Annotated in this window: 18 protein-coding genes; 9 read left to right on the top strand and 9 right to left on the bottom strand. The window is 44.6% G+C overall.

Going from position 1 to position 15,489, the window contains the following annotated elements; all coding sequences use genetic code 11:
• The first annotated feature begins 217 nt into the window (after positions 1-217).
• The 9 genes from fliD to CAG57_RS07865 all read left to right on the top strand — a co-directional run bounded on the left by fliD (position 218) and on the right by CAG57_RS07865 (position 6,894).
• Positions 218-1,564, top strand: a complete 1,347-nt coding sequence (fliD, locus tag CAG57_RS07905) for a flagellar filament capping protein FliD (protein ID WP_161428361.1) — start codon at positions 218-220, stop codon at positions 1,562-1,564.
• Between the two features lie 11 nt (positions 1,565-1,575).
• Complete coding sequence (fliS, locus tag CAG57_RS07900) at positions 1,576-1,962, top strand: flagellar export chaperone FliS (protein ID WP_099611938.1); 387 nt, start codon at positions 1,576-1,578, stop codon at positions 1,960-1,962.
• The gene (locus CAG57_RS07895) at positions 1,946-2,266 is read left to right on the top strand and encodes a LafD (protein ID WP_099611937.1); all 321 of its coding nucleotides are present in this window, start codon (positions 1,946-1,948) and stop codon (positions 2,264-2,266) included. Before fliS ends, CAG57_RS07895 begins: the two co-directional genes overlap by 17 nt.
• The gene (locus tag CAG57_RS16055) at positions 2,263-3,420 is read left to right on the top strand and encodes a flagellar hook-length control protein FliK (RefSeq protein ID WP_237665772.1); all 1,158 of its coding nucleotides are present in this window, start codon (positions 2,263-2,265) and stop codon (positions 3,418-3,420) included. The genes CAG57_RS07895 and CAG57_RS16055 overlap by 4 nt, the downstream gene beginning before the upstream one ends.
• Before the next feature lie 21 nt (positions 3,421-3,441).
• Positions 3,442-3,942 carry a flagellar basal body-associated FliL family protein gene (locus CAG57_RS07885; protein ID WP_099611936.1) on the top strand — a complete coding sequence of 167 codons (501 nt, stop codon included), beginning with the start codon at positions 3,442-3,444 and terminating at the stop codon, positions 3,940-3,942.
• Positions 3,943-3,954: 12 nt separating this feature from the next.
• Positions 3,955-4,683 carry a FliA/WhiG family RNA polymerase sigma factor gene (locus tag CAG57_RS07880; RefSeq protein ID WP_161428360.1) on the top strand — a complete coding sequence of 243 codons (729 nt, stop codon included), beginning with the start codon at positions 3,955-3,957 and terminating at the stop codon, positions 4,681-4,683.
• 9 nt (positions 4,684-4,692) lie between these two features.
• A complete protein-coding gene (motA, locus tag CAG57_RS07875) occupies positions 4,693-5,550 on the top strand; it encodes a flagellar motor stator protein MotA (protein WP_099611934.1) in 858 nt (285 codons plus the stop codon).
• Positions 5,550-6,539, top strand: a complete 990-nt coding sequence (locus CAG57_RS07870; protein ID WP_161428359.1) for a flagellar motor protein MotB — start codon at positions 5,550-5,552, stop codon at positions 6,537-6,539. The genes motA and CAG57_RS07870 overlap by 1 nt, the downstream gene beginning before the upstream one ends.
• Before the next feature lie 67 nt (positions 6,540-6,606).
• On the top strand, positions 6,607-6,894 hold the full coding sequence (locus CAG57_RS07865; protein ID WP_099611932.1) for a hypothetical protein: 288 nt from the start codon (positions 6,607-6,609) through the stop codon (positions 6,892-6,894).
• 99 nt (positions 6,895-6,993) lie between these two features.
• Here CAG57_RS07865 and CAG57_RS07860 read toward each other — a convergent pair whose 3' ends face one another.
• From CAG57_RS07860 to flgE, 9 genes are read right to left on the bottom strand one after another with little or no spacing between them, the layout of a single operon-like run.
• The gene (locus CAG57_RS07860; RefSeq protein ID WP_161428358.1) at positions 6,994-8,034 is read right to left on the bottom strand and encodes a flagellin; all 1,041 of its coding nucleotides are present in this window, start codon (positions 8,032-8,034) and stop codon (positions 6,994-6,996) included.
• 14 nt (positions 8,035-8,048) lie between these two features.
• Entirely contained in the window at positions 8,049-8,948 is a 900-nt protein-coding gene (gene flgL, locus CAG57_RS07855) for a flagellar hook-associated protein FlgL (protein ID WP_099611931.1), read from the bottom strand.
• 13 nt (positions 8,949-8,961) lie between these two features.
• Entirely contained in the window at positions 8,962-10,335 is a 1,374-nt protein-coding gene (flgK, locus tag CAG57_RS07850) for a flagellar hook-associated protein FlgK (protein ID WP_161428357.1), read from the bottom strand.
• Positions 10,336-10,896, bottom strand: coding sequence for a rod-binding protein (locus tag CAG57_RS07845; protein ID WP_099611929.1), 561 nt, complete (start codon positions 10,894-10,896; stop codon positions 10,336-10,338). It lies immediately after the preceding gene.
• Between the two features lie 12 nt (positions 10,897-10,908).
• A complete protein-coding gene (locus CAG57_RS07840; RefSeq protein WP_161428356.1) occupies positions 10,909-12,030 on the bottom strand; it encodes a flagellar basal body P-ring protein FlgI in 1,122 nt (373 codons plus the stop codon).
• Positions 12,030-12,701 (bottom strand): flagellar basal body L-ring protein FlgH, encoded by a 672-nt coding sequence (flgH, locus tag CAG57_RS07835; RefSeq protein WP_161428355.1) that lies wholly within the window; start codon positions 12,699-12,701, stop codon positions 12,030-12,032. Before flgH ends, CAG57_RS07840 begins: the two co-directional genes overlap by 1 nt.
• A 29-nt stretch (positions 12,702-12,730) precedes the next feature.
• On the bottom strand, positions 12,731-13,516 hold the full coding sequence (gene flgG, locus CAG57_RS07830; RefSeq protein WP_099611926.1) for a flagellar basal-body rod protein FlgG: 786 nt from the start codon (positions 13,514-13,516) through the stop codon (positions 12,731-12,733).
• A gap of 25 nt (positions 13,517-13,541) precedes the next feature.
• Positions 13,542-14,273, bottom strand: a complete 732-nt coding sequence (locus tag CAG57_RS07825; RefSeq protein ID WP_099611925.1) for a flagellar basal body rod protein FlgF — start codon at positions 14,271-14,273, stop codon at positions 13,542-13,544.
• Between the two features lie 11 nt (positions 14,274-14,284).
• The gene (flgE, locus tag CAG57_RS07820; protein ID WP_161428354.1) at positions 14,285-15,484 is read right to left on the bottom strand and encodes a flagellar hook protein FlgE; all 1,200 of its coding nucleotides are present in this window, start codon (positions 15,482-15,484) and stop codon (positions 14,285-14,287) included.
• Positions 15,485-15,489: the final 5 nt, after the last annotated feature.

Here is a 15,489-nt window from a genome sequence, read left to right as displayed (position 1 = left end):
AAAAATAACCCGACTATAGCGCAAGTTATCGGAAGTGCGGAACATCACAAGAGGAATTCATACTTCCGCAAACAGACACAAATAACATTAACGCTTTGATTTTATATGAATAAATATTAGGCACACATTTTGCGTTAACAATTAATCTCAGTAATAAGTCTCGACATTATTGTTCGATTTGCATGACCAAAATATAGATGAGATAAGGAATGACCTCATGAGTTCAATCGATCCAATTTCAATGGCCACGCAATTGGCCACTTACGATGTACAAGCATTTCAGCAACGTTATAAAACCCAGTCAGACCGCTATCAAACGCAACTGACAGCACTGGGAAAAGTAGAAAGTGCATTGCGAGAATTTCGCACCGCGGTTAATGAAATGAATAACAGTACCAGTGGCATCGTAAAAAATTCAGCGACCCTGTCTCAAGAAGGCTTCTTTAGTAGTAACGCCAATGCCAATGCTCTTCCTGGCCACTACCAAGTTTTTATTGAACAAGTAGCCAGCGCTCATCAACTCGCAACAGACATGCCTGATGATTTACAGGCGACAAGCTTAATTCCAGCCACAGGAACATTGGATTTTACAATTGATGGCAAAACTATGAATGTCGAACTGGCTAGCGTCGATCGTGATGGTGATGGCCAAGCAACGATGGCTGAACTGGTCACTACCATCAATAACCATGATGATAACCCAGGAGTGAACGCTACCTTAGTCCGCTCTAACGGGCAAACTCATTTCATGTTATCGAGTACTAAAACCGGGGTAACCAATAGCATTAATGTCAGTGCCAGTGGCACAGGACAAACTTGGTTTGAAGACGCTTTCCTCAATACAACGGAAATCAGCGCACCTCAGGATGCGGTGATTTGGTTAGGCGCACAAAATACAGGGCTAAAGCTCACGAACGCAAGTAATCAATTCGAAGGCGTCATTGATGGCGTCGATATGACCGTCACTAAGGCGCAAAGCGCTGGTGAGTCGCCTATTAGCTTAGAGGTTGGCCCAGATAATGACGGGACAAAAGAACAGGTCGATAAATTTATTGAAACCTACAATAACTTAGTCTCTACACTCGATGAGTATGGCCGAATCGGTGGAGAGAATAAACAACGTGGTGCCTTAGCAAATGATCCAACGCTACGTTCAATTCAAAGCCAATTAACTGCCATTACTCGAAATGAATTCAATGGCATGCGTCTCAGTGATGTGGGCATCACCTCAAGTCGAGATGGCAAACTTTCCGTCAACAATGAGCGTTTCAAAGAAGCACAAAAAAACAACAGTGCCGGAATTGAAGCCATGTTTAATGGCAAGGATGCGCTGTTAGATCGTCTCGATAACATGGCCGAACCATTTTTAAAATTTTCATCGGGACTATTTAGCTCCCGTAAAGAAGCGCTACGTTCAAGTATGGATCGAATTGCCGACAAACAAACCACCCTAGAACGGAAATACGATACTTCTTATAAACGCTATCTAAAACAATTTACCCAAATGAACACTTTAATGACTCAAATGAACCAGACCATGTCGATGTTTGGTCAAACCCATTAGGAGACCTATTTATGCTACTGGATTCAGGCTACGATTCATACCAACAAGTCGACCTTGATGCACAAGCCGCTGCTGCGACCCCGCATCAATTAGTCGTTATGCTGATTGATGGCTTATTGGATGAATTAGAACGTGTACGTGGCCACCTCACCGCTGGTCGTTTGGCCGAAAAAGGGATTGGTATCAACAAATGCATGAATATTCTTATTGGATTAACCAGCGCATTAGATGAAGAAAATGGCGGAGAAATCGCACAAAACCTTCACCAACTTTATGATTTTTGTCAGGTTGAGCTTTATACCGCCAGTGTACAAAATGAGGCTGCGCGACTCAGCAATGTAGAACATGTCATGCGTAATATTCGAGAAGGCTGGGTCAACTTTGGCAAACAAGCATAACCTTCTATCAAGCTACCTGCTTCAGTTAGCCCAACGAATCGACGCCGCACAAAAAGCCTCAGATTGGGAGGCTTTACATCATTATGATGCCAAAGTCAGGACGTTGCTCTCAACCCAACGATCAGCGCTTAGTGATCCTGAACTCGGTGCAGAATGGCAACGATTAAAAGCCGCACATATGGCTGCATTTACTGCGCTAAACGTCGCCACTAAACAGTTAAAACAAGACATGCTTATGCTTGATGCGCAACAAGAACGAGCCATGGCTTATCAACTCTCAATGCCAATGGAGATAATCGAATGATCGCTATTTCATCGCCCAGTTCTGCCGTTTCTTCGCAAGATTTGGACACTCCTAAAATTGGCAAAAATACCAGTGAACCGTCGCTATCGGGCTCTATGCCCGCCTTTGGACAATATCTACGCCAATCCAATACAGGGTCAAGCACGGATGAGCTAAAGTTTGAGGATAGCCAATATCAAATCGCTATCGATGATCTCCACCTCACCGATGCTACACAGCTCCCAGAGGCTCCATTTGCACAATCGATCCCTCTTCCAACATTAAGTACTGGTGGTGCCTTACCAGCCAAAGAAGCCCCAGAACAAGGATCTATAGCTCCATTTGGACAACTGATCCCTCTTCCAACATTGAGTACTGGTGGTGCCTTACCAACGCAAGAAATTCCTGAGCAAGGTTATTCCTCATTTTGGCAAAGGATCGCCCATGATCCGCTCAATACGCATGAAAACGAATCAACACGCTTACCCCCCATGATGGCTTCGCTAAGCACGGAAACTAAATTTACGCCCTTGGTACCGATGGAAGCGACACAACCGCTATCACCAGAATTATGGTCAGCCCAAACCAGCCACATCATAAAATCAGTTCAAACGGAAAATCAGAGCTCTTTGAGTGCGATGGGAAATTTACCTTCCCCACTCATCGCGCCCATGGTCAATCATGCAGGCCCAGCCATAAACACACCAGTGACAACATTGCCAGCCTCTGGCTCACAATGGGCATCCATACAGATCGATACCCAAGCTGGAAAGTGGGGAGAGCAAATGCTGCAAGTACTCCATGACCGAGTCACATTGCAAGCTCAACAACATATGCAAGAAGCAAAAATCCGCCTTGATCCACCCGAGCTAGGAAAACTGGAACTATTGGTGCGTGTTGACGGCGATAAACTCAATGTTCAGATCAACGCCAATAGCACAGCAACACGCGAGGCATTAACTCAAATATCTGAGCGTTTACGTGCTGAGCTGCAACAACAAAACTTCGTCCATGTCGAGGTCAATATAGGGACAGGACAAGGCGGTGGTCAACCAAACCACTATCCATCGCAAAAAGAGGAAAATACCCCTATTTTTGCCGCGAGAGTGTCCGCTAACGAAGCACATTCCGCAATGGATACAAATTCAGAACACTGGCTCAATACTCAAGCCTAATTCGTTATCGAGGATAAGATGATGACCAAACCACAAATGTTCGCCATGATTTTCGCTATGCTCATCACCAGTGCTCTCGTTTCTGTCGGCACCGTTGTTGGTGGTGTTTGGTACTTAAAACACACTGGAGAAGAAAACATTATCCAGAGCCTAATTGGAAACGCCCCACTACCGTTTGCAGGCGGAAAGGAACAAGAGGCTAAAGAGCGAACCTTCCACTCTCTCGACCGAGTCGTGCTCACCGTTAAAGGTAAAAAACAACAAACACATTTTGTGATGTTAGAGCTGGCTATTGAAACGCGTAGACCTGAGCAGATTAAAGAAATTGATAACTATATGCCTATCATTCAGAACTCATTGCTCAAGCTGTTTAGTCATAAAACATTTGACGAACTGCAACAAGCCGGAACGATCGAAACCCTACAAAAAGAAGTTAAAGAAACGTTACTGAAAGCATTTTCAGGAACCCCCATCATCTCAGCAATTGATGATGTTTTATTAACCAAATATGTCGTGCAATAACGGAGTTCATTTATGCTAGATCTGAACTTTCAAGACGAATATGTAACGACAGAACAGATCCCAACATCGAATCACAAAATCGATGAATACGAGTTACTTCAAAAGCATCAGATCATTGTTAAGCGAATCGTAAACCAACTTCGTGTCCATGCGACGACGCATTGTGGTATCGAAGACATGCAGCAAATCGGTCTAATGGCTTTAATTGAGGCGGGACGACGTTATGGCGATATTCAAGACCCTAATTTCCCAGCCTTTGCCGTATGCCGAATTCGAGGGGCGATTTTAGATGAGCTACGACGACTAGATTGGCGCTCACGAAAAACACGTCAGGAAGCACACGAACTCAATGATGTTACTCGAGATCTGACCCGAACATTGGGCCGACCGCCAACTGATGCAGAAATAATTAAAGCGCTCGGCACTGACGAGCAAGATTATTATGCTCGTCAAAATGCAGCCTTAGCGGGTGAAATGCAAAGCCTTGATCAATTACTCGAAATGAACAGTCATGCCCAATTTGGTGGTGATTATGATGGCATGGAGCATGAACACACTCGTCGTAGTCTTGAGTCCGCCATTCAACAATTGACCAAACGCGACCAACTGATACTGACATTATTCTATCAGCATGAACTTAACTTACATGAAATTGCTTTGGTGCTAAATCTCACCCCACCAAGGATATGTCAACTGCACAAACAAGCACTCAAACAACTTAATCATTACCTGACTTCTTAGGAGTTACTCATGCAAAAAATTTTTGGTGCACTCATCATCCTCATGAGTGTTTTCGGCGGTTATATGTGGGCAGGCGGTAGTATGCTAGCTATTTGGCAACCCGCTGAAATTTTAATTATCGGTGGCGCAGCTATCGGAGCAACCATTGTCGGTAACCCCCCGCAAGTATTAAAAGAAATGCGGCGACAACTGCGCATGATCTTGTCAGCCCCCAAAGATGAACGTGAATATTACATGGAGTTGATGGCACTGTTACAAGTTCTACTTGAAACCATTCGCAGCTCTGGCTTTAAGTCTCTCGACACTCATATTGAAACCCCAGAACAAAGCCCAATTTTTGCGCAATATTCGCGTGTTTCACGTGACTTCAGACTCGTTTCTTTCATTACCGACAATTTACGTTTAATGGCAATGGGACAAATGTCGCCTCATGAATTAGAAGGATTACTAGAACAAGAAATCGAAGCAATTCAAACGGATCTTCTGCTTCCTTCCCGTTCATTGCAAAGAACAGCAGAAGCACTACCGGGCTTTGGTATATTGGCCGCTGTTGGTGGCATTATCATTACAATGCAAGCGATTGATGGCTCAATTGCTCTGATTGGCTATCACGTTGCTGCCGCCCTTGTCGGCACATTTATTGGTATTTTTGGCTGTTACTGTTTTTTAGACCCAACCAGTAATGCGATGGCGCAACGAGTAAAACGCGATATGTCTGCATTTGAGTGTGTGCGAGCAACCTTGGTCGCTTACATTGCCAAAAAGCCGACACTACTTGCCATCGACGCAGGGCGTAAACATATTCAGCTAGACATAAAACCGACCTTCAATCAGATGGAAAAATGGTTAGCTGAACAGGAGGGTTAATGCAAAAACAAGAACATGTGGTCTTTAAACGCGCTAAAAAGCACGGCCATGATGAACATCATGGCGGCGCATGGAAAGTCGCCTTTGCTGATTTTATGATCGCATTAATGGCCTTATTTCTCGTTTTATGGGTATTACAAGTTGTTGATCAAGATGAGCGCAAAGCCATTGTCGCTCACCTTAACAGTTCAAGTTTTTTTGATCAGAGCTATGGTAATCCGTTCGATACCGCACAAAGCATTTCACCGATTGATTTGGCTCAAGATTCGTCGGTATTAAGTCGACACAATTCAAACCATGTCGTAAGTTCATTTTTTCAGGGCAATGGTGACGGGCCTGAGAGCGACTCACTTATACCGGGCTCGTTTGATACCCAAGAGCAATTAGCCTTACTTGCGAAGGTGATTAATGAAATGATGGCTCAAATAAGCGCTCAGGGTAATGTTAATGTCACCATTACACCACAAGGCTTGAGAGTGGTTCTGCAAGATGATTATAAACAGCATATGTTTAGTCGAGGAGGGGCAAAACTAACGCCTTTTTTTGAAGATTTACTCTTGGAATTGGCTCCGGTGTTTCAACGCATCAACAACCCATTAATCATCAGTGGTCATACCGATGCTACCCCCTTTAGGCATCAGGTGGGTAAGCAGTCTAATTGGGCTCTGTCAGCCAATCGAGCCGACATGGCAAGAAAAACCTTAGTCGCTGGCGGAATGCCTGAGGAACGGGTGATGCAAGTCACCGGTATGTCTGATCGTGCCTTACTCAACCAAGCGGAACCCGACTCAAGTGAAAACCGAAGAGTTGAGCTGTTTGTGCTGACCACGCCCGCCGCCGCGGTGTTAGATACATTTTTTGGCCATCAAGATGACTCTGCGCTACAAAAAGCCAAAGAGAAAGCTGAATTTAACCAACCGGTTCTACGCAAAGAAGTCTCTTCTGATGCGAGCGATAACACTAAAGCTAACCCGTTGAAAGAAATATAAAACATAGGTCACTGTCAACAGTGGCCTATTCTTTTAATATATCTACTCTCTCTTTTTGAGTGCCGCTATGTATTCAGAACCCAATCAACTTGCTAAAAAAGATGGCTTAAAAAAAGTCTTTCTGTGGTTAATCATTTTAGACTATCTTTTGCTTGGGTTCTTTTTAACTCAATTATGGAATTTATCACTCAATAGTGGCACATTGATTAGCCTACTGCTGCTCATTTACAATGTATTGCTCACATTTATCTGTTTTCAAAGAACCAAAAGACAAGATTCCTACATCATTTATCCTATCTTATCGGCGACCTTATTGGCATTTGTCTGTTTTCTGTATTTTTTCTTTTTAGTATAAAAGCACGGTTTAATTTTAAGCAGTGGATCGGGCTCCTGATCACCGTCAGTCGCCGATCGATTGACCATATCATCCACCCAAGTATAAACCCATGATGCGCTATTTAAGTAATGCGACTACGCTATGACGCCGTACATTTGCTTGAGCATTCATGGCTTGGAATGTGCCAGTAAAATGTTCTGATGCGTGAATAACCCCCGCTAACATGTCGTTTACCTGAGCCGTTGAGGCAAGGTTTGTTTGCGTTTGCAAGGACTGCATTTGGGTGTGAAGCTGACTATGAAATAACTTAGCTTGATGCAAACTGGCATGAACACGATTCAAATGCTGATTAATTTTAGATATCGATTGCTTGATTCCCTCACGCGACCCTAAATCAAACATTAATTCTGAGACACCTTCTGGCTCCGCTTTCAAATGAATCGCGTTAGCTTGCCCCGCGGGAAAACGATGCCCTTGGCCCGTTACCAGTACCCGCTGCTGCATTTGATGATAAAGCCCTTCTTGTGCCTCAAATACGATGCTGCCATCGTCACTCAACGATGCTCTCATTCCCATCGGAATCACACTACGGTCAAGCATGTTAACCATCCGCTTACCGTCCGATTGGCCATCAAATTGGATCATCACCGATTGACCTTGTGGAAAGTCTAACCGAACATGCTCTGCCTTTTCATTTAGTCGATGAATATTTAATCCTGGGATTGAAAAGCGACGGATATCAGCGTTATCCAAGTTTAAGTTCAGCTGATTATCGACCACCCTTTTGCCATCAAATTGAGCCTGTTGTAAAGCCTGATGCAGCGTATTCTTGGACTTGATTAACTCATCTTGCTTAGCTGGCCCACTTTGTGGGCCGCCATTTAAAGCTTGGGTTAACAGTCGCTTCATCCCTGTCAGCTCTTTCCCCATCGTTTGCAAGGACTTTGAGGCAATTTGCACAGAAGTTGCTTGCTGTTGACCTTGTGTCAACAAAAAACCAGAAACAGAATAGGCTGAGATAGGAGCAGCCTGAACAGTGGATAAAGGCGGGGTAATCTTACTGTTTAAATTCGCTGAACGAATCGGTGTTATTGGCGGCTGCTCTTGCCCCGCCAATCGAATACCATGCGGCTTAACCTTCACCGTGCTCATTACCATAAAACTTGTTAACCTTATAACCGATCAAACAAACTAAGTTCATTGATTTTGACATAACTGGCCTGAGTGGCTTGCAACGCAGCAAGATATTTACTCAAACGAACGGAAGCCTCACCATAATCAAGCGCGGATAAATCACTGCTGACTTTATCAACAAACAACTTGTTCTCACCATGAGCACTATTGAGCAAGTCTAGATTGTTATAACGCCCACCAATATTAGTCATTGCTCCTAAAACATTTGCCGAGGTTTGATCAATCACGCTCAGCGTCGCGTCTACCGTTGCCTGAAAATTTGCACTCGGAGCCGCAAATTCGCTAATCAGCGTATCAATTTGGTTAAGAACATTATTCCCGCCACCCAGCTCAAGGATCTCCTTCGCAGTGACATTTGATTCCATTGTTACGCCTTTAGCCACAGTAACCACGCGCTTATCGCTGTTTCCATCGACAATATATGCCCCGCCACTATGTTGTATCGCTGGTTTATTGGTTTTGGTTCCCGAAAATAGATAATGCCCTTCTTCATCTTGAGCATTAAAGGACGATTCAACCGCATCCCTTAAACTTTTAAGTTCCGTCACCATTCCATCACGATCAACATCGGTAAGTGAACCATTTGCTCCCCACAACACAAGGTCGCGAATACTTTTTAAACTTTCATTGACCGAATCTAAATGTGTTTCTTGACGAGAAAGTGTCGTTTTAACATTCGCAATATTAGATTGATATTGATCGATTGCACTTCCTTCCCGTTCAAGATTTAGCAGCTTAATCGATGCCATCGGATCATCCGAAATCTTCGTTAAACGGTCACTGGTTGACATTTGTTGTAAGACTTGCCCCAAACCCGCATTATTACCTTGCAAACTTTGCAACATAATTTGGCTAAATTGGCTATCACTGATTCGCATCAAAACTTCCTTTTTAGACTAGTTGAAGAACGGAATCGAAAAGCTCGTTGGCTTTGCTGATCACTTTCATATTCGCGTTATGAGCATTAATAAATACCATTAAATTTGCCGCTTCTTCATCGCTATTGACGGCACTGACATTGTCTCTAGCCGCAATCGCTTGTTTATTCATTGTTGTTTTGGCATCAAAGTCTGCAGTTGTTTGTCTGGCCTTGATCGCGGTTTGCCCGACCATGGCAGTGAATGCATCATTCAAGCTTAAAGAACCGTAACCTGTTACGCTCACCGCTTTATTACTTAATTCGATTAAGTGGCTCAACACATCGGAGTTACCAGGTGTTCCATCTTCAGAAAAAGCCAACTCTTCAGGTTGAATATCGGTAATGCTTAAGCTTGCGGCAGGGTTGGTGGGGTCGTACTGAAATAACGGCTTACCTGTGTTTGCGTTCAGATCTTTCCCCGTCGCAAGAATATGATTAAATTCATCAGCCAACGATTGAGCCATATCATCGAGCGCCCGTTGATTTGGCTTTAACACGTCATGTTGATAATCAACTAACGCCCCTAACTTGCCACCAACCGCATGAGAGATAGCAAAATTTTGCTTACCAAATTCCACCTGCAAATCCGCCATATAGGGATCAGCAGGATCGGGAATCGCTTTGAGTTTCGCCGCTTCTGCACCTATCACTAACGGTTGTCCTGATGCTAACGTCACTTGTAACGTGCCGTCTGGTTGATCGGTTGTTCTGACTTCGAGCACTTGAGCAAGCTCGCCAATTAACGCATCTCGGGCATCCAATAATTGGGCAGGATTACCTCCGGTGCCTTGCATTTCAGCGATCTGTTTGTTGGTATCCGCAATATTGCTCATCAAACTATTGGCGTGCAATATAGCAGCATTTTGCTGGTCGCTGATATCCTTATGCTGATGATGCAATGATTGGCTGAGGGTATGGAAACGATGCGATAACGCTTCTGACTCATTGATAATTTGTTGACGGTAAGGAATCGATTCAGGTTTAACCGTTGCATCATTGAGCGAGGTAAATAAGGTATCTAACCCAGCTGAAATACTAAAACCATCAGCAGACAAGGTATTCTCAAGTTGACTCATGTTATTGGTATAACTTGAAGCATAACCTGCAAGGCTGTTCGTTAACCACGTTTGTTTCACTAAAAATTGTTCAGTTACCCGACGAATACTGGTGACTTCGACGCCTGAGCCAGGGCTGAGTCGATCATAAGTACCAGAGCCAATCGCGGCATGTACCGCCTGTTGACGACTATAGCCAACAGTATTGACGTTAGCGACATTCTGCGCGGTTATCTCTAGCGCGACACGGTTGGCATTCAGACCCGACAAGGCAATATTAACGAGACTCATCTACAGCTCCATTTTTCGAACAAGTGGTTGAGAAAACGCCGTCGTCATGCCAACCTCATTTAGTACTTGCTTAACAGAGGCGACCGCTTCTGCGTTAACGTTAATCGCCGAGTTGACGCTTTGCTCAGCGTGATTATCGTGTGGCGACCTTCCTACCGGCGCTAACCCGATAGGGGAGAACTTAATTTCATTGGCAGGCTCTATCGCCATGCTGCCGGTTAGCTCAACTTCACGCATTGATGGACTCAGTTGTTGTACTAACAGGTTAGCAATCCCTGAACTTTGTTTTTTGGCTAACTCTATCGCTAACTGTCCATCATACATATCTAAGAACATGCCTTGTTGCTTACTAACAAAAGGGTTGTCTTTATCGGCTAACACATCACTGCTGCTACGCATCTGGCGTAATACCATTTGTAAGAACATGGCTTCAAATTGCCCGGCAACCGCTTCAATAGCGGCTTTATCATCACGACTACTTTTGATTTGATTCAAGGCATTATTGTCGTGGTACAAGATGTTACCCAATTGAGACGATTCTGGGTTGGTGTCTAATTTCATCTTGGCTCCCTTTTAAATTACGACTAATTCAGCATTCAGTGCGCCCGCTTCGTTCAAGGCTTGTAAAATTGACATTAAATCACTGGGAGTCGCTCCTAAGCTATTGACTGCATTAACAATAGTATTAATGTCTGTACCTGGGGGCCAGATCACCATCTGGGCTTCCTCTTCATTGATATCAATATCGCTCTGATTTACGACCTTGGTTTCACCATCAGCAAAGGCATTCGGTTGACTCACCTGTTGTGATTCCGAAATACGCACCGTGAGATTACCATGACTAACGGCGGCTTCTGCCACCTTCACATTTTGCCCAATCACGACCGTGCCAGTGCGAGAATTGAAGACAATGCGCGCAGGTTTTCTTCCCTCTGTCACACTCATTTCTTCTAGCATCGACATCATAACCACGCGTTGCTGTGTATCCATCGGCGCTCGCATCTCTACCCGTGCCTTATTAATGGCTTTAGCGACATTAGGGCCAAAAGTGTTGTTAATTTCACGAGCGATATTCTTGGCTGTGGTAAAACTAGGTTTGCGTAGATTGAGGGTGATTTCTTCACGTTCATTGAAGTCGGTGGCAATCTCTCGCTCTAGAGTTGCCCCACTAGGAATGCGCCCTACGGTAGCGATATTCTGCTGAACTTTAGAACCGCTCCTTCCTTCAACCGATACCCCCCCAACGACAACATTGCCTTGCGCAACGGCATACACTTCGCCATCAATTCCTCGTAACGGCGTTAAGAGTAATGTTCCTCCTCGCAAGCTTTTTGCATCGCCAATAGAAGAGATGACGACATCAAGCGTTTGTCCTAGCCCAGCCATGGGATCAACGGAAGCGGTCACGCTCACTGAGGCAACGTTTTTTAGTTTAGGATCCATGCTTTCGTCGATTTGCACACCAAACTGACGAAGCATGTTGGTGATGGATTGTGAGGTGAATTTAACTTGATTGCGGTCACCCTGCCCATCAAGACCAACCACCAACCCATAGCCGACTAATTGGTTTTGCCGAATACCTTGCACATCAACCAAATCCATTAACGCTATTTTGTTTTCCGCTTGAGTTACCGGTGCCATACCCAACACCAACCCGATGAGAAATACTGAAAGAAAGATTTTGATTTGTTTCATTAGAAAGGCACCCAAGGGCTATTAAAGAATCGCGTTAACCAACCTGAAGCATTACTATCCGCCAAGGAACCGCGACCAGAATAGGTAATTCTTGCATCACCAATTCTTTTCGATGAAACCTGATTACTCCGACTGATATCATCCACTCGAATGATGCCCATTAAGCGAATAAATTCATCGCCTTGATTGAGTCTTAGCCACTTCTCACCACTGATACGCAAAACACCATTGGGTAAGACTTCATGTACGGTCACGGTGATGGCACCTTGTAATTTATTTCCTTGCGAACTGGAAGCGCTACCATCAAAGCTACGATTGCCATCAATGCTAACGCCCAACTCATCAATGACTTTGCCGCCAATGGTCGGCATGCCCAAGTTCACCCCGGATTTCTTGCCAAATTGGGTTCCGGCTTTTTTACTCGATTCCGTTTCTTCAGAAAGTAAAACCGTCAGAATATCACCAACTCGATAAGCCCGACGATCTTGAAACAGAGTCATCGTATACTGGTGACGATAAAGACTGCCTGACTTCGCTTCAGGTAAAGTGTAATCGAGTTTTGGCGGCGCATATTCTTCACTGTTTGGCGAAGGAGGAACCAGCTCTGGTAGGCCAGAGCAGCCAACCAAAAGTAATGCACCAACAACCCAAGCGCGGGAAAATATTTTCATCACGTTCTCTTTCACCATCACCCTATTGTTTACATCGATTGCGCGACAAACTTGAGCATATCATCCGCAGCAGAAACCACTTTCGCATTCATTTCGTAGGCTCGTTGAGTAGTAATCATATCGACCATTTCTTCAACTACCTGAACATTCGAACCTTCTAATGAGCCCTGTTTAATCTGACCCACTCCATCTTCTCCAGCAATCAATTCATTGGCTGGCCCACTGGCCTCAGTTTCTTTAAACAGGTTTCCACCTACCGCTTCCAAGCCCGCCGGATTAATAAACTTAGCTAGAGTAATTTGTCCAAGCTGCTGTGGTGTCGGATCATCATTGCTGACCGAGGTTACCGTACCATCAACGCCAACAGAGACTGCAACAGCGTTATCTGGAACTTGAATTTGCGGCTCCAACGGTAGACCTTGGCTATTCACCATCAAACCTTCTGAATTGATATGAAATTGCCCATTACGGGTATACATTATTTGGCCATCGGTGTTTTCGATCTGAAAAAAACCTTGCCCCATAACCGCGAGGTCAAACTGTTGGCTAGTATTTTGGGTATTCCCTTGAGTAAAGACTTTTTGTGTGCCCACCACACGAACACCGCTACCGAGCTGAACGCCGGTTGGTAACTCATTAATCTGATCAACTTGCGCGCCCGGTTGGCGTTGAATACTGTAAAATAAGTCTTCAAATACAACGCGATCGCGTTTAAAGCCAACCGTGTTTACGTTGGCTAAGTTATTCGAAATGGCTGTCATTTTAGTATCTTGGGCTGCCATACCCGTTTTACTTACCCATAATGCTGAATGCATTGTGTCTCTCCTACAGAGGTTAGCGTTATCTTGCTGCCATTAATTTGTTACCGGCTTGAGCCAATGTCTCAGCGGTTTTCATCATCCGCACCTGCATCTCAAAATTGCGAGTCAAAGACATCACACTCAATAGTTCATTGATGGCAGAGACGTTACTTCCTTCCAAATGCTCGGGGGCCAATTGAACGGTTTCATCGACCGGGAAAGGAACACCATCAATGCTGTGTAACAGACTGTCACTCTCTTTTTGCAAGCGTCCTTCCGGTGGGTTGACCCGTTTTAATGTACCCACCTCTATTTTTGCACCACCTCCCGGTGGTGTAACAGACACAAGGCCCCGTTCACTAATTTCTACATTCTGGTAATCAGGCAGTACAAGTGCACCATTTTCACCCAAGACAGGAAAACCATTGATGCTCATCACACCAAAACTATCGACATTAATGTTCCCCGCACGGGTATAAGCTTCATTTCCCGCTGGCGTTTCAACCGCAAAGAACCCTTTTCCGCGCATGGCCACATCAAGCGGTCGACCTGTTTTTATCAAATCCCCCGCATCAAAGCGGGTAGAGGCGGAGTTGGTTACGACCATAGTGCGGCCATCAAACCCAACCCCTTCAACGGGCAAACTTTGCACCCTTTCCATATCGGCACGAAAACCTGCCGTATCCGCATTTGACAAGTTATTGGAGTGAACATGCTGAGCTTTCAAGGCTCGAGTTGCACCGGAAGTGGCGGTAAATAACAAACTATCCATATCAAATTCCGTTAAACTGCATTAAATAAGGCTTGTGTTAACTTATCGCTGGTTGAAATGGTTTTCGCATTAGCTTGATAGTTACGCTGAGCGGTCATTAAACTTACTAGCTCATTGGTTAAATCCACATTAGACCCTTCTAACGCCCCAGGGGTTAAGTTGCCAAGTACGCCAGTTCTTGGGGTGCCAACGGCTGGCGAACCAGAACTAAAACTTTGTGTCCACGCCGTCCCACTCACTTTGGTTAAACCTTGAGGATTGGCAAAATCAGCTAAGACCACTTGCCCTTGTAATAGTGATTGACCATTAGTATAAGTTGCATAAACTTCACCATTATCCTCAACGCGAATGCCCTTCAATTCACCAGCGCCATAACCATTTGGATTATTTTTGCTCACACTAAATGCTGCGCCAAATTGCGTTGTGCCTGTTAGATCGACGGCTAGACTTACAGGATTTGCGCCTGAGGCATTAAATGCGATGTTAAATGGTGAGGAAGGGCTAGCCATTTTACCTTCAGCATCAAAGGTTACTGTTTGAGCTTTAGTGGGAGCGGTCAACGCCGTACTTCCGCCATCGACTTCCATATTGATTTGCCACGTATTATCAGCGGTCTTAGTAAAATACTGAGTCACCGTGTGGCCGTTACCCAAAGAGTCGTACACCTTGGTGGTATAAGAGGAGTTAAATGTCTTCGGATCGCTGGCATTGAATGGTGCGGTAATGACAGGAGAGGTCACATCAAAATTAGCCACAAAGTCGATTTTGTCGGTCGCTTTTGCACCTAGTGAGGCATTAGAAATTTTAATATCACCCACCATACCTGACAAAAGCTGGTTATTGCTATCAACACTGTAACCTTGCAGCTTTGCGCCGTTGTTAGCGACAACATAATTGTTCTTATCGGGAGCAAAAATCCCCGCGCGAGTATACAGAGTTTGCCCTGAATGATCTTTGGTGACAAAAAAACCATTACCATTAATTGCAATATCCATTGCCCGCCCCGTGTTGATCACCGAGCCGTTTTTATCGAAATTTTGCGAAATTGAAGCGACTTCAACGCCACTCGCTTGCATACCGCTATAAACTGATGAAAATTCAGTTCGAGCACCTTTAAAACCAAATGTCGACGCATTCGCAATATTGTTACTGATTGTATTCAATTCAGAGTTCGTGGCATTTAAACCACTAAGTGCAATGTTAAAGCTCATAATTG

This window comes from Vibrio sp. V30_P3S12P165, from assembly GCF_009904905.1.
In the GTDB taxonomy this organism is placed as follows: domain Bacteria; phylum Pseudomonadota; class Gammaproteobacteria; order Enterobacterales; family Vibrionaceae; genus Vibrio; species Vibrio fujianensis.
This window is presented reverse-complemented; position numbering and strand designations above follow the sequence as displayed.